Annotated in this window: 13 protein-coding genes and 1 pseudogene; 10 read left to right on the plus strand and 4 right to left on the minus strand. The window is 68.9% G+C overall.

The genetic code is table 11. The features are described from left to right. The first annotated feature begins 1 nt into the window (after position 1). The 4 genes from ACZ5C2_RS13015 to ACZ5C2_RS13030 are packed head-to-tail and all read left to right on the plus strand — an operon-like array spanning position 2 to position 6828. Entirely contained in the window at positions 2–1648 is a 1647-nt protein-coding gene (locus ACZ5C2_RS13015) for an Hsp70 family protein (protein WP_468789536.1), read from the plus strand. After that, positions 1649–2836 (plus strand): TRAFAC clade GTPase domain-containing protein, encoded by a 1188-nt coding sequence (locus ACZ5C2_RS13020; protein ID WP_468789537.1) that lies wholly within the window; start codon positions 1649–1651, stop codon positions 2834–2836. After that, positions 2833–5277, plus strand: coding sequence for a GTPase-associated protein 1-related protein (locus ACZ5C2_RS13025; protein ID WP_468789539.1), 2445 nt, complete (start codon positions 2833–2835; stop codon positions 5275–5277). The genes ACZ5C2_RS13020 and ACZ5C2_RS13025 overlap by 4 nt, the downstream gene beginning before the upstream one ends. A gap of 6 nt (positions 5278–5283) precedes the next feature. Continuing rightward, the gene (locus ACZ5C2_RS13030) at positions 5284–6828 is read left to right on the plus strand and encodes a TRAFAC clade GTPase domain-containing protein (protein ID WP_468789541.1); all 1545 of its coding nucleotides are present in this window, start codon (positions 5284–5286) and stop codon (positions 6826–6828) included. A 211-nt stretch (positions 6829–7039) separates the two neighbouring features. On the opposite strand, the pseudogene ACZ5C2_RS13035 reads toward ACZ5C2_RS13030, so the two are convergent. Next, positions 7040–7880 (minus strand): annotated as a pseudogene (locus ACZ5C2_RS13035) (IS5 family transposase). 149 nt (positions 7881–8029) lie between these two features. Further along, complete coding sequence (locus ACZ5C2_RS13040; protein ID WP_468789543.1) at positions 8030–9220, minus strand: KAP family P-loop NTPase fold protein; 1191 nt, start codon at positions 9218–9220, stop codon at positions 8030–8032. 924 nt (positions 9221–10144) lie between these two features. Here ACZ5C2_RS13040 and ACZ5C2_RS13045 point away from each other — a divergent pair. Then, the gene (locus tag ACZ5C2_RS13045) at positions 10145–12580 is read left to right on the plus strand and encodes an HAD-IC family P-type ATPase (RefSeq protein WP_371230535.1); all 2436 of its coding nucleotides are present in this window, start codon (positions 10145–10147) and stop codon (positions 12578–12580) included. A gap of 191 nt (positions 12581–12771) precedes the next feature. Continuing rightward, positions 12772–13578 carry an alpha/beta fold hydrolase gene (locus ACZ5C2_RS13050; RefSeq protein WP_371230537.1) on the plus strand — a complete coding sequence of 269 codons (807 nt, stop codon included), beginning with the start codon at positions 12772–12774 and terminating at the stop codon, positions 13576–13578. 56 nt (positions 13579–13634) lie between these two features. Here ACZ5C2_RS13050 and ACZ5C2_RS13055 read toward each other — a convergent pair whose 3' ends face one another. Both ACZ5C2_RS13055 and ACZ5C2_RS13060 read right to left on the minus strand, forming a co-directional pair. Continuing rightward, the gene (locus tag ACZ5C2_RS13055) at positions 13635–14480 is read right to left on the minus strand and encodes an ABC transporter permease (protein WP_371230539.1); all 846 of its coding nucleotides are present in this window, start codon (positions 14478–14480) and stop codon (positions 13635–13637) included. A 28-nt stretch (positions 14481–14508) separates the two neighbouring features. After that, on the minus strand, positions 14509–15450 hold the full coding sequence (locus ACZ5C2_RS13060; RefSeq protein WP_371230541.1) for an ATP-binding cassette domain-containing protein: 942 nt from the start codon (positions 15448–15450) through the stop codon (positions 14509–14511). Positions 15451–15880: 430 nt separating this feature from the next. Here ACZ5C2_RS13060 and ACZ5C2_RS13065 point away from each other — a divergent pair, with 430 nt between their 5' ends. The 4 genes from ACZ5C2_RS13065 (at position 15881) to ACZ5C2_RS13080 (ending at position 21415) form a co-directional block, all read left to right on the plus strand. Then, entirely contained in the window at positions 15881–17614 is a 1734-nt protein-coding gene (locus ACZ5C2_RS13065) for a fatty acyl-AMP ligase (protein ID WP_371230543.1), read from the plus strand. An 84-nt stretch (positions 17615–17698) separates the two neighbouring features. Continuing rightward, entirely contained in the window at positions 17699–19399 is a 1701-nt protein-coding gene (locus ACZ5C2_RS13070; protein WP_371230545.1) for an acyl-CoA dehydrogenase family protein, read from the plus strand. Continuing rightward, the gene (locus ACZ5C2_RS13075) at positions 19396–21132 is read left to right on the plus strand and encodes an acyl-CoA dehydrogenase family protein (RefSeq protein ID WP_371230547.1); all 1737 of its coding nucleotides are present in this window, start codon (positions 19396–19398) and stop codon (positions 21130–21132) included. The genes ACZ5C2_RS13070 and ACZ5C2_RS13075 overlap by 4 nt, the downstream gene beginning before the upstream one ends. A gap of 13 nt (positions 21133–21145) precedes the next feature. Next, positions 21146–21415, plus strand: coding sequence for an acyl carrier protein (locus ACZ5C2_RS13080; RefSeq protein WP_371230549.1), 270 nt, complete (start codon positions 21146–21148; stop codon positions 21413–21415). Positions 21416–21494 lie beyond the last annotated feature (79 nt).

Raw genomic sequence — 21494 nt, forward strand, 5'->3', positions numbered from 1 at the left:
CATGCTCGGTATCGCCATCGGCCACCGCATCGCCCGGATCGGTCGGATCGGCCCGGACGGCCGTCCGACCGTGACGGTCGCGGACCTGGAAGGAACGGACGGCATCGCCGACCCGGCCACCGCACTGACCATGCTCCCGGGCGACACCACGGGCGAGGAGGTCGTGCTCGGCCTGCCCGCGTCCGCCGGCCGTGAGGCCGAGGCCCGCCTGCGCCACGCCGCCGAGGACGCCGGTCTCCGCGTCGACAGGATCGTCCCGGAACCGGTCGCGGCAGCCGTGCATTACGGCGCAATCAGCGAGGGCGTACGCCGCACCGTTCTGGTGGTCGACCAAGCCGCGACGGCGGTCGGCCTGACGGTCCTCGACATCACGCCGGACCTGACGGCGCGCATCGTCAGCGCGCGCACCGCACAGCCGGCCGACGATCGCGCTCTCGCGGCCATCGCCCAGGTGCTGGCCGAGGCGCTCCCGGACGCCGTGCTCCTGTCCGGGGACCTCTACACCACACCCGACCACCGCACGGAGATCGAGAACCTTCCTGAGGCCCAGGGCCTGACGGTCCGCTGCAGTGAGCCCGAACTGGCCGTCGTACACGGCCTCCTGCTTCTGGAGGACTTCGGTCTGCTGCGCGTCGCCACGGGCCCGACACCGGCGCGGACCGACTTCCCCCCTCCCCTGGAGGACCCGGAACCACAGCCCTGGAGCCCTCCTCCGGAAAACCCCGAGCCCCTGCGGACCGAAGTCACCCCGGCCGGAACAGCCCCACAGGGCAGAGGCGCTGCAGCACCTGCGGAGCCTTTGCCTGAACCCGACGAGCCCTCACCCGCCCGTGCCGGGGCAGCCCTCCGCCCCACCACGCCCGCCGCTCCCGAGCCCGAGCCGGAGCCGGAGCGAGGACCGGAACCAGCGCCGGAACCCGGACCCCGGCCGGCGCCCGCGCCCGCCCCGCCCCCACACACGGCGTCCGAGCCGACCCCACCCTCTTCTGCGGCTTCCGCTCTCCGCTCCGTCCCCGTGACGCAGCTCCAGGCCATGCGCCGGGACGACCACCTCCTCGTCCTGTGGGCCTGGCCCGACTCCGCCCTGACCGCTCGCGTCCGCTGGCGCCGTGAGGACGCGACATCGGCCGGTGACGGCCCCCGCGACGGCGACATCCGCTGTCAGCGCCGGGTCTACGAACACGACGGCGGACTGGACCTCCCTGTCGGCCGAGGAGCGATCACACTCACCGTCGAGGCCCTGGTCCCCGACCCCACCGTCGACACCGAGGGTGCCGCCTCCCTGCGCATTCCGGCCGAACCGCCCATCATCGAGTACGAGCCCTCTCTGCGCCGCCGTCTCACCGGTGCCCGCGTCGCGAGCGTCACCTTCACCGCCCGGACCGGCTGTGACCTCCCCGCCCTCCGGATCGTCCACGGACTCGGCCGCTACCGCCCCACCAGCACGGCCGAGGGAACCGTCCTGCACGAGGTCCCCGCCCAGCGCCTGCCGGCCAGCACCCCCCTCACCGTGGAGTTCCCCCTGCCCAGCACCCGAGGACCGTCCTGGCTCGTCTGCTTCCCCGCGGACGGCCCCGACTCGGGCCAAGACCACGAATCCGACATCGACATCCGCCCCACGGCGCTGCACCGGCTGCGAGTGACCTGAATGGCCAGACGACTCACCTGCCCCTACTGCTACGAGACCTTCGCCCCGCGGGAGATCCGGTTCCGCTGCAACAGTCGGCTCAGCCGCACCCGCAAACAGTGCCAGCGCCGCCGCGACCCGGTCCTCGACGAACGCTTCGGCAAGCGCCCCAGCCACGACGTGGGGCCGGACTTCCCCGCCGACGGCCGCAAGTCGACGGCGGTGTGCCCGGACTGCGACGGCGAGACGACGTACCGCATATGCCCGGTCTGCCATGTCGGACTGCCGGTGCAGTTCGGCATGGTGGAGAACCGACTGATCGCCATGGTGGGCGCGCGGTCCTCCGGCAAGACGATCTACATGACCGTGCTGCTGCACGAGATGCGCAACCAGGTCGGCGAGGCGTACGGCGCTTCGCTGATGGGCCTGGACGACGCCACCATGCGCCGCTACAGCTCGGAGTACGAGGACCGGCTCTACCGGGACCGGCAGATGTTCCCGCCCACGCAGACCGCGACCACCAACGCCAACCGGGTGGAACCCTTGGTGTTCCGGTTCGGACTGCGCCGCAAAGGGCTCTTCGGGGAGCGGCCGCAGCACACCGTCCTGTCGTTCTTCGACACGGCGGGCGAGGACTTCAACAGCCGGGAGAGCGTCGAGCTCAACACCCGGTATCTGACCAACGCGGACGGCATCATCCTGCTGCTCGACCCGCTCCAGATGCCGGGTGCCCGGGACATCGCGGCGCCGGGCACGGCACTGCCCGGGATGGACGGCATCGACCCGCCGATCAATGTGCTGAGCCGGATGAGCAGCATGCTGCTGGCCGCCCGAGGCGGCAAGGCCACGAAGATCGACACCCCGATCGCCGTGGTCTTCTCCAAGATGGACGCCTTCTGGCATCTGCTGGAGAACGGCAGCCCGCTGCGGTCGCACGCGCCCGCGCGCGGCCACTTCGAGGTCGGCGACAGCCTCAGCGTCCACGAGGAGGTGCGCCGGCTGCTCAAGGAGTGGGACGGGGTGCCGATCGACCAGTCGCTGGAGAACACCTTCGCCCGCTACCGCTATTTCGGTGTCTCCTCGCTGGGCCGCAGCGCCACTCCCGAGTCCCGGGTCGCCGACACCGGGATCCAGCCCTACCGGGTCGCGGATCCGCTTCTGTGGCTGCTGAGCGAGTTCGGTTCGGTGCCGAAGGCGGGCCGGGGATGAGCAGCTTCCAGCAGCTCTACTACACCTCCTGCGAACACGGGCTCAGCGGCTCCTCCGGCTTCCAGTTCAACGCGGTGAGCGAGCGGGTGTCGGTCGAGACCCGGGATCAGGTGGAAGGACTGGCCGGGTACGAACCACCACGCTTCCAGATCGAGTCGGACACCCCCGAACTCCTGGCCCGCTGCCCGGTAAATCTCTGCCACACCCCCGGCCGGCAGGGCGGCGCCACCACGCTGTGCGTGCGGTACGTCGGCCGGGACTCGGCGCGCCGCTTCGGCAACTACTTCGCTCACGCCCTGTACACCGAGGGCGAGTTCGCACCGGACAGCGGCGGGCTGCTCGCGATCGAACTGTGGGACTCCCCAATATGGACTGCACGAGTAGCCGAGACGACCGAGATCCCTGAGCTGCACGCGCCCCTGCCACGCGGCCCGCTGTCCCCTCGTTCGGCACGCGCCTTCCTGCGCGCGCATCCGTACGCGGAGCAGCTGCCGGCCCTGCTGGCCGCGGTGTTCACGGCGCTCGCCGAGGAGGGCTCGGTGGTAGTGATCGACGAGACGACCGACCGGATCGCCCACTGGTTCGCGACGGTCTCGTATCTTCTGCCCCCCTCGATGGCCCGCTCCCTGTCCTTCGCCACCTACCTCTTCCGCCCCACCCGTAGCCGCCTGCATCTGATCGGCGCGGTGCCCGGGGCGGACCTCGCGTTCGGCCCTGACGACGAGGAGTCGTACACCGTCTTCGACTTCTCCGCAGGCCGCTTCCCGGAGGTCGTACCTACCCATCCCCTGGTACGCCTGCTGACCCGGATCGGGGTCGGCTCGATCCGCTCGGTGTGGTCCTGGACAGCCGAGTACACGCACGGTCAGGAGCAGGCTCTGGGCGACTGGCACGCCCCGGTGGCGGCAGCCGCGGCGGCGGGTGGCATCGAACTGGCCGACGCCGATGTCCGCGCGGTGATCGGCTGGCTGCCCGGCGCCGATCATCTCGGACCGCGCCGTGCGGCGGTGGTGGCGGACATCCACCACAAGCACCGGGACCTGGACGACGACCAGCTCGCGGTGCTGAGCGCGGCCGCCGAGACGGGCGGCGACACCGCGCTGCACCGGGAGCTGGAGGGCAAGCTCCACCAGTCCCGAATCCGCGCCTATGTGACCGGCGTGGAGGACGCACCGGGTCCCGTTCCCCTCACTCGTCCCGCCGAGCGGGAACAGGCCACGGCTCTGTGGCAGAGCCTGCTCGACGAGGCCACCACGAGCCGCCAGCGGGTCCGCCTGTTGCTGTGGGCGGTGGGAGCGCGGCTCGCCCCGTCGCCGGAGCTGCTCGCGGCCCGGAGCCTGGACGTGGCCCGCGCACTGCTCGGCTTCTCGGGCGCGGGCACAGGCCTGCAGGAAGAGGTCGCCCGCCTCGTCCACACCCTCCCGGAGTTCAGGGCCGGGCTCGCGACGGCGGTGCAGGAGGTACTGGACGCGCGGGGCGGTCAGGAACAGCTCTTCGCCCAGTTCCCCGCCCAGTTGCTGAACGAGCGGGACCTCGGTGAGCGGCCTCGGCTCCTGGAGCACTACTGGCGGGCACAGGCAGAGAGGGTGCCCGCGCGCACGGTCGACCTGATGTTCAGGATCCTGGAGGTGCGCGGCCAGTCCTCGCCGGACGCGGAGCTGCTGCGAGGGCTGTGGCGACAGCCGTCGCCGACCTGGCGGCACGGGGAGGCGACCGAGATCGCCCGTCGGCTGCCCGCGGACCAGCCAGTGGACGAATCGGTCAGCGAGTGGTTCGACCGCGCGGTGAAACAGCGGGTCAGCGACGAGCACGCCCTGCGGTCCTGCCTGGTGCTGTGCGACGCGCTCACCGTGCCGGGCCGCTTCGCCTGGCTGAGGCCGGCCACCCAGGAGTGCGTGCAGATCACGCTCGGGCTGGACACGGCCCTGCGCCGAGCCACCGAGGCCACCGCACTCGCCCGAGCATTCCGGATCCCGCAGGTCGACGCCTGGGCGGCGCCGCGCGCGCTGAAGCAGTACCGGCTGGTCCCCGCCATGCTCCGGCTGCCGGCCGACCCGGCCCTGGTGCGCACGGAGATCGGGCAGTTCGGCTTCTCGCTCGCCGACGGCTATCTGCGCGCCGTGCAACGGGACGCTGTGACCTCGGGCCGTGTCGGCGACGTGCTGTTCAGCCATGTCACCGGCGTGGTCGCGGTCAACGGCGAACGAGTCTCCTTGCCGCAGGCACACCTGGAGATCGTCAAGGCGCTGCGCCTGCACATCGCCCAGCACTGGTCCTCCGCAGAACTGGACCGTATGGCCCGCGCACTGCGCCCCTACGACTCGCGGCTCGCCGAGACCTACGAGGGGTACGCCGAGCACCGTCGGGGTCGCGTGAAGAAGTGGAGCCGCAAGCTGAGCCAGCGGCGATCTTCGGACGGCCCCCGACCGGAGGAGCGGTGATCGCCGATGGCCGACATCGTGATGTTCATCCTCGTCCCAGCCGCCTATCTGTGCCTGTTGCTGATCTACCTGCTCGTCGCACCGCTGATCGCTGCCCTTCGCGGTGCCGCCCTGGTCAGTGAACTTCTCTGGCGCTACTGCCAGTTACTCAACGGCGTGCTGCGCCTGCGCACCCACGAGTTCGTGACCATCCCGCCGTACCGCCCCACCGAAGAACTGGCCCACCGCAACTACTTCTACGGCCCCGCCACCCGTGACCTGCGCCAACTCCTCGTGCAAGGGCGGCGGCTGTACGTCCGCACGATGACGGACGCCTACCGTCGGGTGGTCGCCGCCCAGTTCACCGCGCCGACCGTGCACCGGGCCGCCTCAGTGCCGTACGGCGTGACCCTCGGTCTCGGTCTCGGTCTCGGTGCCGGCCTCGGCGCGCCCGTGCTGGGCGTGCTGCTCGGCGTCCAGGCGCTCGCGGTGGCGTTGCTGGCGGGCGGCGCCCGGCTGACCGCGCTCACTCTGCGGACCACGGACCGAGCGGTGATGATCCTGCGCGGGCTGCCCCGGGGAATGCTGTGCCCGAGCTGCTTCGAGCGCGTCCCTTATCCGGCGTACGACTGCCCCCGCGCGAATTGCCGACGCCGGCACGCCGACATCCGGCCGGGCACCTTCGGTCTCTTCCGGCGCCGGTGCGCCTGTGACGAACGGATACCGACACTGCTGATGCTGATGGGCAGGAACGCCCGGCTGAGCGGCTACTGCGTCCACGAACACTGCGGCAAACCCATGAACCCGGACGCCGGGCACATGCCCGAGCTGATCCTGCCGCTGATCGGCGGCCGGGCCGCGGGCAAGACACAGCTCATGGCGGCGATGGTGAAGTCGCTGGAGGACGCGGCGGAGAACGGCGGACCGGCAATCCGGCTCGCGGACCCCGAGTCGAGTGCCAACCAGCGGGTGCTGAACGAAGTCCTGGAGATCCAGGGCCACACCCGCCCCACCCAGAAGGCGCTGCCCCGAGCCCATTCCTTGGTACGCGGCAGCGGCCGCACCGAGCGCCTCGTCCATATCTTCGACACAGCCGGCGAGCGGTTCGTGAACCGCGAGGAGACCGACGCGCTGCGCTACGTCCGAGAAGCCCGCACCTTCGTCCTCGTGCTCGACCCGATGGCTGTCGACGCGTTCTGGACTCGCCTCGATCCGGCGGGCCCAAAGGTGGACCGCACACTGGCCTCGACGGTCGACCCGGAGGACGTGTTCGCGCGCTCGGTGCAGACCGTACGCACCATGGGCACCCGGCTGGACAAAGCCCGGCTCGCCGTCGCCGTCAGCAAGAGGGACCTGCTGGTCGGGCAGCCCGCCCTGCTGCCCGACCGCCCGGACGACAGCGACACAGTTCGGGACTGGCTGTGTGAGCGGCTGGGGATGCGGAATCTGGTGAAGACGATGGAGTTGGAGTTCGGTGAGGTCCGGTTTTTCTGTACGGCGGCGGTGGCGGATCAGGAGGGGCGGGTGGACCCCAGTATTCCGTTTTTCGTCGAGTGGTGTCTGTGCGAGTGAGAGTGCCGCGATACGGGCTCGATCCGCTTCGGCGGACATCCAGGATCAGGGGTGGAGTCCCCGGAAGGATCTCTGTGACGACTGCACAGCAGCCTCGGCTATCACAGTCCCGTCGGCCACGACGCCGCCCCGGCTGCCTGGCGACCACGAGACCCAGGTCACAACCAACATCTGAGAGGGCGTTTGATCTAGGCGGATTGCCCTTTATCTCCTAGTAGGTCCCTCGCCAGGTGGGGGTGGCTTCGTCCGTTATACGCTTGGCGAGGTTGTCGATCGAGACGATGTGGATCATGGCTTCGGAGCTGGTGGTGAGCGTCTCGTAGTCGCGGGCGAGGCGGCGGTGCATCATGATCCATCCGATGCTGCGCTCGACCACTCAGCGCCTTTTTACGACGTGGAAGCCACGTTTCTCGGGGTTGCGGTTGACGACCTCGACGTCAATTCCCGAGGGTGGCGCCGTGCTCAATGACGGCGTTCTTGAAGCCGGTGTCGACCCAGCTTTTCGCGATGGTCGGGTACGTCTCCTTGGCCTGGTTGAGGAGACGTATTCCCATGGCGTTTTCCGAGAGGCCGGCACCGGCGACGGTCACGGCGAGAATGAGGCCGATCGTGTCGGTCAGGATGCCGCGCTTCCTCCCGACGATCTTCTTGGCAGCGTCGGTTCCCTGGCTGGTCAGAGGCACGTTGGTGGAGGTCTTCACGCTCTGGGTGTCGATGACGGAGGCGGTCGGTTCGGGCTTGCGTCCATCCTTCACGCGTGCCAGTGCGGTGAGGTCGTAGTTGAGTTGGTTGAAGATTCCCTCGTCGCGCCAGGCGGCGTAGTAGAAATAGACGGTGCCGTGTCCGGGGAAGTCGTGCGGGAGGTATTTCCAGGGTATTCCGGTGCGGTTGAGATAGAGGATTGCGTTGAACACGTCGCGCAAGTCGATTTTCGCGGGCTGGCCGCTGGGCCTGCGGTCGAGTCGGGCCTTTCGCCAGGCCGTCAACGTCGGCTCGATCAGGGCCCATCGGGCGTCGGACAGGTCGCTGGGGTAAGGCTTGCGCTCACTCACGACCCAGCGTGATCACGACCGAGCCGGAAGACTCCGTTCCGCAGGAAGTTGGGAGGTTCTGTTGCATCTCTACGTCAGACGGGTTTCCGAGACCAGAAGCGGATGAGACGGACGACAAGGTTCGTGCCTTACTGAGTGACATTCAGTACCTACAGGGCAAGCCGTGCTGAAGTGGGGCACTCGCATAAGCCGCTTACCTGCCTTGACCTGCATAAACGCCCTCTCAGGGTGTTCAGGAACCGCTTGATCTGCCGAGGGTTGCCCCTCAACCCGCTGCCAAGGACTGGCGCGACGGCAGCGGCCCAGATCATGTCTCGGTACAGCTCCGGCGGCATGTCGGGCCCCAAGGTATCCGCGGCCATGCCGACGTTCAGGGCGACTCCGAGTGCGCTGCCGCGCCGACGCTGGTCAACCGCCTCTTTCACTGCCGTGAACTGGGCCTGTGACAGATGTAGTTCGGATAGGAGGAGATGCATATAGGTTTCGGCCTCCGGCGCGGAGAGCGCCGGAATGTTGATCTCGACCTGAAGCATCTTCTCCAGGTACTCCGCTCCCAGTCCGGATGCCCCGGAACGCCTCAGCCCTGGGTAGCGCTGGTCGATGGCGGCCTGGACGACCTCGGCGTGGGCAGCGATGACGAACGCACTCTTGTCGACGTTTAGGAAAAGTCGAATGGCTTCGAAGGTGTCCACGACGGTATGCGGCAGGCACCGGTCCAAGTCGTCGATCATCACGATTACGGCCCGGACCTTATGCAATGACTCCACCAGTTCACCGAACTGCTGCCGGAACGCGCCCGCCGCTACGGGCTCAGGCTCCTCCTCGGAGCTGTATCCGGCGGAGTCCTGGGACGATTCTGATGAGCCGACCATGCCCTGAGCAATCATGGACGCTGCATCCGCGAGGGCAGGGTCCACAGCGCCAGCGGCTATGGCGGCACCGACGGGCAGGGCGGTGCCGACAAGCATCCGGACCGGTCGACGCAAGCTCGTAGCCATGCGCCTGAGACGTCCCACCTGCTCGGCCTGCGGGCCATCGGCCTCGACCTCCTGCTGAAGGCGCGCCAGGACCGCCTCCGTCAGGGCGGCCTTGATGTCCTCGTACCCTTCGTATTGCCACGGGCTGAAGGAGACGACGACGAAGTGTCCCGTTTCATCGTCTGGTAGGTCCGCGAGTTCAGCTGAAACGATCTTCAACAGGCTACTCTTGCCCGATCCCCAACCACCAGTGACTCCCATCGTCAGCGGAAGCAGCCGCGGCTGGGTGAGTGCGACAACCATTTCGTCCACGAGGAAGTCGAAACCGAGCAGGTCCAGATCCGTCTCGTTGTCCGACCACATGACGCCTCCCCACCCACTACCGCACAGGCCCCGACCATGCGTTTCCGTGATCATAGGTGCGACTGGCCGAAAAGTGACCCGGTTCGGCGACATCAGAAGTAGGCACCCTGGCCGCACGGAACCCTGCGTCGCAGAGGTTCGGTCTTCGGTTCCCCCCCCCTCGGCGCCGGCGTCGGCGCCCAGCAACGCTGGAAGCCAGGTGGTCAGAGCGGCGCGATCGCACGTCGCGGCACGCTAGCGGGGTGGCTGGTCCCTTCCGGGACAACCGACTAGGACGGCACCCACGCGTACCGCTGCTCTCCAGCGGTGCACTGCCATCAGTCCCGCAAAACGAGCCCTGACTTGCCCCCAGAACTCCCTGACGGCCCATCAGAACGAGCGTCAAATGAGCGTCACGAGCGTCATTTCAGCGTCAAGATATCGCCCGTAACGCCCACACCGCACATAATGCGCACGCGCAAAACCGCAGGTCAGCCGCCCTTTGCGACCGGTTCAAGGATGGCAACGCACTCCACGTGATGCGTCATCGGGAAGATGTGCAAAATGCGCCTGGGATACGAAAGGCCAGGTCAGCCAGTGTCGTTGGCCAGTTTCAGCCAGCGCTCATAGCGCCCGTGCGTCAAACGAGCGTCAGCAAATCGTTTCTCCGGCGGTGCCCGCCGGCGCCGGGAGCAAGGCTCGGTGTGCCCACGCCGCCCGGCAGTCGAGTGTGGCCGTTCGGGCAGCTGGTCCAGGCTGACGACCCCTTGTCCCAGGACCTCCGGCGACGACCTTCGCCGCCACCCCTCCCTGTCGAAAGTCAGGGGGAACAGTCGTCCTTCGTTTCTGGTGACGATCACGCACGCGCTCCTAGAGTCCTTCGCGGGGAGAGCGCGGGCCGGTCCGCGCCGGAGCGGCAGCGGTCATGGCGGAGGGCACCGGAAAATGAAGAAGCGGCTGGACGAGTCCGGCGGTGTCGCTGAGGTGACCGGCCCGAGTGCCGGGGGCGGTCCGTCTCGCGAGCTTCCGGCACGAGGGATACTCGGGCTCAGCACGGCTCAGGTCGCCGAACGGGTGGCCGCGGGTCACGTCAACGATGTTCCCAGCAGGTCGAGTCGGAGTGTCGGCGAGATCGTCCGGTCCAACCTGCTGACCCGCATCAACGCGATCATCGGTGTGCTGTTCGTCATCATCCTGGTGGTCGGCCCTGTCCAAGACGCGCTGTTCGGCGGCGTGATCCTCGCCAACACACTGATCGGCATCATTCAGGAGGTGCGTGCCAAGCGCACGCTGGACCAGCTCGCGATCGTCGGCGAGAGCCGCCCACGTGTGTGGCGTGACGGTGAGCGTGTCACGCTCAGCGCCGCCGAGATCGTCATCGACGACGTCATCGACCTGGGCCCGGGCGACAAGATCGTGGTGGACGGCACCATCCAGGCGTCCGACAATCTGGAAGTCGACGAGTCGCTGCTCACCGGTGAGGCCGATCCGGTCCACAAGCAGCCCGGTGACGTGGTGATGTCGGGCAGCTTCGTGGTGGCCGGTGCCGGGGCCTTCGTCACCACCCGGGTGGGCCGCGAGGCGTATGCGGCACAACTCGCCGAGGAGGCACGCCGCTTCAGCCTGGTCAACTCCGAACTGCGCAACGGTATCGACCGGATCCTGAAGTTCGTCACCTACGCGATCGTTCCCGCCGGCATCGCGCTGATCATCACCCAGCTCGCGGTCAACGACGACGACCTTCCGGAGGCGATCCGGCGCATGGTGGGCGGTCTGGTGCCCATGGTCCCGGAGGGTCTGGTCCTGCTGACCTCACTGGCCTTCGCGGTCGGTGTGGTGCGGCTGGGCAAGAAGCAGTGTCTGGTCCAGGAGTTGCCCGCCATCGAGGGTCTGGCCCGGGTGGACACCGTGTGCCTGGACAAGACGGGCACGCTCACCGAGGCGCGGATGGACATCGACGAGGTGTACCGCCTGGGGCGCGACGTGCCCGTCGACGACGTGCTGGGCGCGCTCGGGGCCGCCGACGAGCGACCCAACGCCAGCATGCAGGCGATCATCGAGTCCCGTCCCGCTCCTCAGGACTGGGAGTGCCGTGCGACCGCGCCCTTCTCCTCGGCCCGCCGGTGGAGCGGCGCCTCGTTCACCCAGCCGTCCGGTGAGGAGTCCGTGTGGCTGCTCGGCGCCCCCGACACGATGCTGCCGGCCGGGCACGAGGTGCTCACGGCGGCCGACGTCTACGGTGCTCGTGGCCTGCGGGTCCTGCTGCTCGCCCGGTCCCACCGGCCCCTCGGCGAGCTCCTGGAGGATCCGTCCGCGGTGCCGGACGCGGTGGTCCCCTGCGCGCTCGTCGTCCTCAAGCAGCGCATCCGGCAGGAGGCGCCTGCGACCTTACGGTACTTCGCCGAACAGGGCGTCTCGGCCAAGGTGATCTCGGGTGACAACGCCGTGTCCGTCGGAGCCGTCGCCACGGCCCTGTCGCTGCCCGGGGCCGACGATCCGGTGGACGCCCGGTTCCTCCCGGAGGAACCCGGCGAGTTGGCCGACGCCGTCGAGAAGAACACGGTCTTCGGGCGGGTCGGCCCGCGCCAGAAGCGGGACATGGTGGGCGCACTGCAGTCCCGTGGGCACACCGTGGCGATGACGGGGGACGGAGTCAATGACGTGCTCGCGCTCAAAGACGCGGACATCGGCGTGGGGATGGGCGCGGGCAGCCCCGCCACGCGGGCGGTTGCCCAGATCGTGCTTCTCGACAACGACTTCTCCTCACTGCCGTCGGTGGTGGCGGAGGGCCGGCGGGTCATCGGCAACATCGAGCGGGTGGCCAATCTCTTCCTCACCAAGACGATGTACTCGGTGCTGATGGCGCTAGTCATCGTCATCGCCCAGGTGCCCTACCCCTTCCTGCCGCGCCACATCACGCTCGTCGGCTCCCTCACCATCGGCATCCCGGCGTTCTTCCTCGCCCTCGCTCCGAACTCGGAGCGGGCCAGGCCCGACTTTGTGGGCAGGGTGCTCCGGTTCGCCGTGCCGGCCGGTGCGCTGGCCGCGGCTGCGACATCCGTGTCGTACCTGATCGCGCGGTCCGTGTACGACGACGACCTGCAGACCGAGACGTCCGCGGCCACGCTTGCGCTGTTCCTCACCGCACTGTGGGCGCTGGCCGTCATCGCCCGCCCGTACACCTGGTGGCGCGTGCTGCTGGTCCTCACCATGGCGGCGGCGTTCGCGGTGGTTCTGGTGGTGCCGTACCTCCAGGAGTTCTTCCAGCTGAAGCTCGCGGGCCTCGCGGCGCCGTGGGCCGCGGTCGCCTCGGCGGCGGTCGCCGGCGTGCTTCTCGAAATCGTGTGGGCACGCAGTCGAAGCCGCCTGGCCGAGGCCTGAGCCCACCAGGGCGGTCAGCCCCCGTGCCGCCCGAAAGGGAGGGCGCCCGGCACATAGCGCGGGCGTCCTCTCTTTCCGCGTGTCTTCTTCTTCCCGAGCGGTCCGTGAATGCCCGTCCTTGGAATTCGTTGACTGCCGCGGGTGATCAACTTAGGCTCTGGGAAAGCCGTCTGGCGTCATAGGAGGAGAACATGGCATGGTCGCACGTGAATGGCATTCGGGTGCACTGGGAATCCCACGGTCACGGCGAACCGGTCCTCCTGGTGATGGGCAGCGGCAGCAGGGGGCGCGTATGGGACCTGCATCAAGTTCCCGCCCTCACCGCCGCCGGTTACCGCGTCATCACCTTCGACAACCGCGGCATTCCGCCGACCGATGAATGCGCCGGGGGTTTCACCGTCGACGACATGGTGGCGGACACAGCCGCGCTCATCGAGGTGCTGGAGATCGGGCCGTGTCTGGCTGTCGGTACCTCCCTGGGGGCGCAGATCGTGCAGGAACTGCTGCTCACTCGGCCTGACCTGGTGAAGAAGGCGGTGCTGATGGCCACGCGCGGGCGGGCCGACCTCATGCGCAAAGCCATGGCCGAGGCGGAAATCGCGCTGCATGATTCGGGGGTGAAACTGCCGCAGGCGTACGCCGCGGTGATCCGTGCCACGCAGAATCTGTCACCGCGTACGCTGGCCGATCCCGAACTGGCGCGGGACTGGCTGGAATTGCTGGAAATGGCCCGGCCTATGGGGCCGGGTGAGCGAGTGCAGCTGAACTTCTCGGCCATGGCCGACCGGCTGTCCGCCTACCGAGCGATTTCCCGGCCGTGTCATGTGCTGGCTTTCTCCGACGACATGATCACGCCTCCACATCTGGGACGGGAAGTCGCACAGGCCATTCCAGGTGCCACATTCGAACTGATCGAAGACTGTGGACACTACGGATATCTGGAGAACCCGGACGCGGTGAACAAGAGCATCATCGAGTACTTCCGGCGGGGGGACTGATCACCCGGGCACCCCACCACCGCACCCCGCCACGGCACCCCGCCCGGGCGCACCGGTCAGCGGACGAGTGGCCGCTTGAAGCCGCGGACCGCCACCCACATGGCGACGGCGCCCGTCAGCAGGCTGGTCGCGACGGCTCCGAGCACCGCGTCGCCGAGCGGCCAGTCCAGTGCCAGCGCCCGGGTGGCGTCCACCGCGTAGGACACCGGGTTCACCAGGGCCACCGCCTGCAGCCAGCCGGGGAGCGCGTCGACGGGAACGTACGCGCTTGACGCGAACATCAGCGGGAAAAGCGTCAATCCGCTGATGCCCTGCATCACCCTGGCGCTGCGCACCCACGCGCCGAGCGCGATGAAGATCCAGGTCAGTGCGGTGATGACCAACAGCGACAGCAGCAGGGCCCCGGTCACCCCCAGCAGGCCGCCGGCCGGGCGGAAGCCGAAGAGGGCCGCGGCGCACCCCAGCAGCAACACGATCTGGGCACCCGTGCGCAGCACGTCGGCCACGGCGCGCGCGACGAGAACCCACCGCGCGTCCACAGGGAGAGCGCGGAACCGGGTCAGCACTCCGTTGTCCATGTCGCGGATCAGCTCCGCGCCGGATCCGACGGCCGAGGTGATGCCGCTGGTGACGAGGATCGCGGGCATGAGGTAGTCGATGTAGCCGACTCCCGGTGGGAAGTGTCGCGGGTTGGCCATGCTCCCGAAGACCTCACTGAAGATGACCAGCAAGATCAGCGGCTGGAGGAACGTGAGCGCGACGATCCTTCGGTCGGCGAAGACGCCGCGCAGGGCGCGCCCGGTGAGCACCGTGAACTGTGTCGCCGCGCCGGCGGGACGCCAGGGCGGGACCGCCCGGGAGGTGACGGACTCATCCGGGTCGGCGGGGGCCGTGACGGCCATGGCAGTCGCTCCTTGAGGCGTCGGCTGATCAGCGCGGAGTGGGAACGGTGGAGGACCCGGTCGCCAGGGAGAGGTAGACGTCGTCGAGCGAGGGTTCGGACAACGACAGTCCGACGACGGGCACCTCGGCGTCCTCGACGGCATGGACCACCTGGACGAAGTCGGTGAACTCGGCGACGGGCACACTGACGGTGCCCTCCTGCGCAGTCTCCACCGCCGAGAGCCCGGACCGGCGCAGGGCGGCGGCGACTTCGGTCGCGTCACCACGCCGGGTGACCGACAGGTGGGCGCGGCGCTCGCCGACGCGGGCCTTGAGTTCTGCGGGGGTGCCGGCGGCCACGACCGTGCCCTCGGAGAGGACGACGACCTGATGGGCGAGGCGTTCGGCCTCCTCCAGGTACTGGGTGGTGAGCAGCACGGTGGTGCCGTCGGCCACCAGTGACTCGACGCGCTCCCACAGGGCGATCCGGCTGGCCGGGTCCAGTCCGGTGGATGGTTCGTCGAGGAAGAGCACGCGTGGCCGGCCGACGAGGCTGAGTGCCAGGTCCAGGCGTCGTCGCATCCCGCCGGAGTAGGTGCGGCAGGGCCGGTCCGCGGCTGCCGTCAGACCGAACGCGTCGAGCAGGTCGTCGGCCCGGCCACGGGCCTGGCGTCGGCTCGCTCCGAGCAGGCGGCCGATGAGGACCAGGTTCTCGCGTCCGGAGAGCTTCTCGTCGACCGAGGTGAACTGTCCGGTCAGTCCGATCCGTTCGCGGACCTGGCGGCCTTCGCGCACGACGTCGTGCCCGGCGACGGTTGCGGTGCCGCCGCTGGGGGGCAGCAGTGTGGAGAGGATGTTGACGAGAGTCGTCTTGCCGGCGCCGTTGTGGCCCAGCAGCGCCAGCACGGCCCCTTCCTCCACGTGGAGGGTCACCCCGCGCAGTGCGTCGACCCCGCGGTACGACTTGGCGAGGTCCAGAGTGCTGATCATGGTGTGCCTCATCCCCCGGTTCGGCGGCCGCATGGCGCAGAATTCGATGCGAATTGAATTCCATCTCGCCGATTCAATTCACACAACCTTCACACACCGACAGTACGGCGATTCCGCCCGACCGTAGATCAGCAACCAAAAGAGCGTCAAGCTCCCCCTGTCGCTGCCTCGAAACGATCCAGGTGTGACTCACATCACGCCACTGAAGCGGAGGATACCCCTCCGCTTTTCGCTGTGGGCCCAACTTTCGTTGGACCGGGTGTGACTAAAGACAGTTGACGCTCCACGAGTGGTTGACCTTTCATGCTGTCGGAAGGGTCGTTAGCAACACTCCGTAACCACGAAAGAGCTTGACGGAAAAGATCATCCATGCCTAAGGTCGATCGAACGACCGAGCGACCGAACGAGTACGTAGGTCAACGGGGGACTCGTGTTAGACGCAAACTTCGCGGATTCCATACGCCGCAATGCAGCCGACCATGGCTCTGAACCAGCCATCACTTTCATATCCGATTTCGATGCCGCCGACGGGCGGATGTCCCTTTCCTATGCGGAACTGGACGACCGGGCCCGCACCGTCGCCGCCGCACTGCTCGAACGCTGCGCCCCGGGCGACCGCGCCCTGCTGCTCTACCCGGAGGGCCTCGACTTCACCGTTGCGTTCATCGGCTGCCTCTACGCCGGCGTCGTGGCCGTGCCCTCCCCCTTGCCGGGGCAGTACCAGCACCACCAGCGCAGGGTCACCGCCATCGCGGCCGACGCGCAGGTCTCGGTGGTGCTCACCGACTCCCGGAGTATGGACGGAGTGGGCTCCTGGGCCGAGACCGCGGGGCGGCGGGCCGACGAGGTTCTGGTCACCGACCGCCTCGAAGCCACCCCGCTCGACGTCGCCACGCTTCCGCGGCTCGACTGCGGCAGCCTCGCGCTGCTCCAGTACACCTCGGGCTCGACGGGCGATCCCAAGGGTGTCGTACTCACTCATGGAAACCTGCTCCACAACGCCGACATCGTATGGCGGTCTTTCGCCCTCGACGAGACCTCGCGCTTCGGGTCCTGGATTCCGCACTACCATGACATGGGCCTTATGGGAATTATCCTGCCGCCCCTGGCCAAGGGGACTTCGTGCGTGCTCATGAGCCCGTCCAGCTTCATCAAGCGGCCGCACTGGTGGCTGCGTATGATCGATGAATTCGACATCACCATTTCGGCGGGACCGAATTTCGCCTACGAGTTGTGCAGCCGCAGTGTGACCGACGAGCAAATGGCCAAGCTCGACCTGTCCCGATGGAAATACGCCTGCAATGGATCGGAGCCGGTTCAGGCGGCCACCCTGGCCGCGTTCGCCAAGCGCTTCGCGCCCGCCGGACTGCGCGCGGAAACCCTCGCACCGTGTTATGGAATGGCCGAGGCCACTGTCTTCGTGAGCAGTTCCGTAAGGCGTGAACCGGTGGTTCGGCGATTCGACGACGCGCTGCTTTCCGACGGTGCGCTCGTCCCGGTGGACGACGCGCGGGCCGGCCGGGAGCTCGTCTCGTGCGGTCTTCCCGCCGACTTCGACCTGCGGATCGTCGAACCCGCCACCGGCCAGGACGTTCCCCCCGGAAGGATCGGGGAGATCTGGCTGCGCGGACCGAGCATCGGACACGGCTACTGGCAGAAGCCCGAGGTCAACGAGCGCACCTTCCAGGCCGACGGCGGCTTTCTGCGCACCGGAGACCTCGGCGCCGTCCTGGACGACGAGCTCTACGTCACCGGCCGCATCAAAGAGATGCTGATCCTGCGGGGCCGCAACCTCTATCCCCAGGACATCGAGTACGAGGTGCGCAGCCTCCACCCCGAGCTCCAGAACCTGTTCGGCGCCGCCTTCACCGTCCCCGCACGGGACGAGAACGGTCTTGAGGAGGAGCTCCTCGTCCTGGTGCACGAACTCCGTGGCAGGCCCGGCGAGGAGGAGCTGGAGCGGCTGTCCGCCTCCATCCGGCGCTCCGTCTTCACCGGGTTCGGAGCCCACCTCGCGGGCCTCGTCCTGGTCCGCCGCGGCGCCGTACCGCGCACCACCAGCGGCAAGATCCAGCGCCTGCAGATGCGCGACATGTTCCGCGCCCAAGCCTTGCAACCGCTGTTCGCGAAGCTCGACCGCAGGCTCGAGCAGGCCGTCTCCTGACGACACCCGGTGCCGCCTCCTTAGGTGCGGCACGCATCTGAGGCGCACTCACCGGCTCAGCCATCGCATCCCGAGGGATCCACTGTGCTGCATCAATCCGTACGCGTGCTCGACCAGTTCCTCGACCGCCCCGACAATCGTCCGCTGTTCACCCGCGCCGCCATGGCCGAACTCGACCGGGAGGAGGAGTTCCCCGCCGAAGCCTGCGCAGCGCTCGACACGTTCGGTCTCTCCTCCTACTACGCGGACGCCCGCCACGGAGGCAGGCTGCGCGACATGGTCGAGCTGGTCCGGCTGCAGCGCACCGTCGCGCGCCGGGACCTGACGGTCGCCGTCGCCCACGGCAAGACCTTCCTCGGCTCGGCCCCCGTCTGGGTCGCCGGCTCCTCCGCACAGGCCGCCCGGCTGGCCGGGGCCGTGTGCGAGGACGCCGTCGTGTCCTGGGCCCTCAGCGAACGGGACCACGGCAGCGACCTGCTGTCCGGAGAGCTCACCGCCCTCGCACAGCAGGAGGGGTGGCGGATCGACGGCGAGAAGTGGCTGATCAACAACGCTACGCGCGGCCGGTACCTGTGCGTGCTCGCCCGCACGTCGGAGGCCGGAGGACCACGGGGATTCAGCCTGTTCCTGGTCGACAAGGAGCAGCTCGCCCCAGGCTCGTACCGCACGCTGCCCAAGGTGCGGACGCACGGCATCCGGGGTGCCGACATCAGTGGCATCGCCTTCGACAGCGCGATCGTCCCGGACGAGGCGCTGGTGGGACCGGTCGGCAGCGGCATCGAGACGGTTCTCAAGACCCTTCAGCTGACCCGCACCGTGTGCGCCGCCCTGTCACTCGGCGCGCTCGACCACGGGCTGTCCATCGCCGCCCGCTACGCCACCTCCCGCAACCTCTACGGCCGCGACCTGGCGGACCTGCCGCGGGTCCGCCGCATCCTGGGCGAGTCCGCCGCCGCGCTGGCCGTCGCCGAGTCGGTCACCACGCTGGCCGCCCGGAGCATCCACACGGTCACCCCCGAGCTCGCCGTCATCTCCGCCGTCACCAAGGCGTTCGTGCCGACGCTCGTCCAGCACACCCTCGACCGGATATCCGAACTCCTCGGTGTGCGCGGCTTCTTGAGTGAGAGCTACGAGGACGGCGCGTTCGCCAAGCTGGAGCGGGACCACCGGATCGTGGCGGTCTTCGACGGCAGCACCGCCGTCAACCGCAACCTGCTCATCGACCATTTCCCCCTGCTCGCCCGGGCCTGGCGGGCCGGCACCGCCGACCGTGAGGCGCTGGCCATGACCATGCCGAGCGCACCCGCCACCGCCTTCGACCTCACCCGGCTGCAGGTGCTGTCGACCGGTGGATGCAGCATCGTGCAGCTCCTGCCCGAGGCCGTCGGACGGCTCAAGGAGGCTGCCCCGAATGGCCTCCTGCCGCGGGAGACGTCGCGGATGGCGGACGAGCTCGTAGCGGCCGCGACGTCCGTGCACGCCGCCATGGAGGAAGTGGACCGCACGCCCCGGGACGTCCCCCAGCCCGCCTTCGACCTGGCCGCCGAGTACGAACTGTGCTTCGCGGGAGCGGCCCTGGTCCACCTGTGGCTCGACAGCGCGCGCACCCAGTACGACAGCCTGTGGCTGCAAGCCGGGCTGGCCCTGGTGCTCGGCCGGCTGGGTCTGCGGATCGACGAGGCGCGGGCCGAGGCGTTCGACCATCTGGCCGATCAGCTGCTGCGCACCGAGGGCGGCGCCCCTGCCGTCCGTCCGGCGCAGCACCCGCAGGGGAGCGTGCTGTGACGACCGCCCACGCCGTCCCCGCCCTGCCCGCCCGGCTCGACACACTCGACCGGCTGCTCGGTGACCCCACCGACCCGGGCAATCCCCTCAGCCACGCCGCCATGGTCGCCGCCGACGAGCGGGGCGAGATGTCGCCGGAGGGCGAAGCCGCCCTGCACGAGTACGGGCTGAACGCCGAGTTCGTGCCCGCCGCCTTCGGTGGCCGTCTCACCCGTCTCGATCACCTCGTCGATGTGATGCGCACGGTCTACCGGCGCGACCCCTGCCTTGGCCTGGGATACGGCGCCAGCTCCTTCATCGCGGGGGTCAACATCTGGACCGTGGGCAGCGAAGAGCAGACCCGGGCCGCCGCCGAGCACCTGCTGAACGGCCGGCGGGTCGCCGTCGCGTACCACGAACTGGCCCATGGCAACGACATGGCGCGCACCGAGTTCACCGCGCTGCCGAGCGGGGACGGACGACTGCTGCTCAACGGCCGCAAGGAAGTCATCACGAACGTCCAGCGCGCCGAGGCCGTGGTCGTGTTCGCCCGTACCTCGCTCGCCCCCGGCAGCCGCAGCCACTCCCAGGTGTACGTCGACAAGTCCCTGCTTCCGGCCGGCCGAATGACCTATCTGCCGCGGTTCCGCACCACCGGCATGCGCGGAGTGCAGCTCGGCGGTATCGAGTTCCGCGACTGCCCGCTGCCCGCCGACGCCGTGCTCGGCGGCGAGGGGCTGGGGCTGGAGACCGCCCTGCGGTCGTTCCAGGTCACCCGCACCACGCTGGTCTCGATGTCCACGGGCATCGTCGACACGGCGCTGGAGACCACGCTGCGCCACGCCCGAGGCCGTCACCTGCACGGGCGAAGGGCCGCCGACCTCCCCCACGTACGGTCCGTACTGACCGGCGCGTTCTCGGACCTGCTCACCGCGGACTGCTTCGCGACCGTCGCGACCCGTGCCCTGCACCTGCTGCCAGCCGAGACGGCGATCCACGGCCAGGCCGTCAAGTACTTCGTGTCCAAGGCACTGATGGACGCCATGAACCAGCTGTCGTCGGTCCTCGGGGCGCACTTCTACCTGCGGGAGGGTCCCTCCCAGATCTTCCAGAAGTTGCTGCGGGACATCCAGCCGGTGGGCTTCGGGCATGCCGCGCGCGCCGCGTGCCAGGTGTCGCTGCTTCCGCAGCTTCCTCTGCTGGCCCGCCGCTCCTGGCTCGGGTCCGCCGTCGCGCCGGCGGCCCTGTTCCGGCCCGGCGCCGATCTGCCGCCGATGGACTTCCGCCGGCTGGCGATCACCGCGGGAGGCCGCGAGAGCCTGAGCACCACGCTCGCCGCCGCCCTCGCCTCCATGCCGGACGGCGAGGGGCGCGCGTACGCCGCTCTCCGCGCGCACGGCGAGCACTTCGCGCAGGAGCTCTTCCGGCTGGCGGAGGAGTGCGCGGTGCTCCCGGCCGGTGAGCTGTCCGTCGCGGCTAGCTCGCACACGTACGACCTGACCACTCGCTATGTGAACGTCCTGGTGGCCGCGGCGTGCTTCGAGACATGGCGACAGGCCCGGCTCGCCGGCGACCCGTTCCTGTCGGATCCGGTCTGGGCGGCGGCCTCGCTGCACCGGCTGCGCGGCCCCCTCGGCGGGCCGGCCGGCAGCCTGCCCCCGTACCTCGAAGGCCCGCTGTGGGACCGGCTGCTCGAACGCTTCGAGCGGTCCCAGGGCTTCGGCCTCAACCCGAGACGCACCCCCTCAGCCTGATTGGAGACGTGAGATGGAACAGTCCTTGGTCAGAGAGGACCCGCAGGCCATGCGCGACTGGCTCGTCGCGCGGCTCGCCGAGCACCTGCGTATGTCCCCCGACGAGATCCGGCCGGACATGCCGCTCAGCGAGTACGGCCTGGACTCGCTCTACGCCCTGACGGTGGCCACCGAGATCGAGGACCACCTCGGGCTGACGGTCGACCCCACCATGATGTGGGACAACCCCACCGTCGACGCGCTCATCGAGGCGATTACCGCGGAACTCGCCCGCGCAGCCTGAGCAAGAGCAGCCCTGCCAAGAGCGCCGGTGTCCGGGACGTCGTCGAGCACGACGTCCCGCCCCGGCGTGCAGCCCCTGC

It is taken from the genome of Streptomyces sp. NPDC031365, from assembly GCF_055569765.1.

Bases quoted from the DNA above. Each gene is read 5' to 3' on its own strand.
- ACZ5C2_RS13015 (WP_468789536.1), top strand. From the start codon at position 2: ATGCTCGGTATCGCCATCGGCCACCGCATCGCCCGGATCGGTCGGATC.
- ACZ5C2_RS13060 (WP_371230541.1), bottom strand. From the start codon at position 15,450: ATGATCAGCACTCTGGACCTCGCCAAGTCGTACCGCGGGGTCGACGCA.
- ACZ5C2_RS13050 (WP_371230537.1), top strand. From the start codon at position 12,772: ATGGCATGGTCGCACGTGAATGGCATTCGGGTGCACTGGGAATCCCAC.
- ACZ5C2_RS13040 (WP_468789543.1), bottom strand. From the start codon at position 9,220: ATGTGGTCGGACAACGAGACGGATCTGGACCTGCTCGGTTTCGACTTC.
- ACZ5C2_RS13025 (WP_468789539.1), top strand. From the start codon at position 2,833: ATGAGCAGCTTCCAGCAGCTCTACTACACCTCCTGCGAACACGGGCTC.
- ACZ5C2_RS13020 (WP_468789537.1), top strand. From the start codon at position 1,649: ATGGCCAGACGACTCACCTGCCCCTACTGCTACGAGACCTTCGCCCCG.
- ACZ5C2_RS13080 (WP_371230549.1), top strand. From the start codon at position 21,146: ATGGAACAGTCCTTGGTCAGAGAGGACCCGCAGGCCATGCGCGACTGG.
- ACZ5C2_RS13055 (WP_371230539.1), bottom strand. From the start codon at position 14,480: ATGGCCGTCACGGCCCCCGCCGACCCGGATGAGTCCGTCACCTCCCGG.
- ACZ5C2_RS13045 (WP_371230535.1), top strand. From the start codon at position 10,145: ATGAAGAAGCGGCTGGACGAGTCCGGCGGTGTCGCTGAGGTGACCGGC.
- ACZ5C2_RS13030 (WP_468789541.1), top strand. From the start codon at position 5,284: ATGGCCGACATCGTGATGTTCATCCTCGTCCCAGCCGCCTATCTGTGC.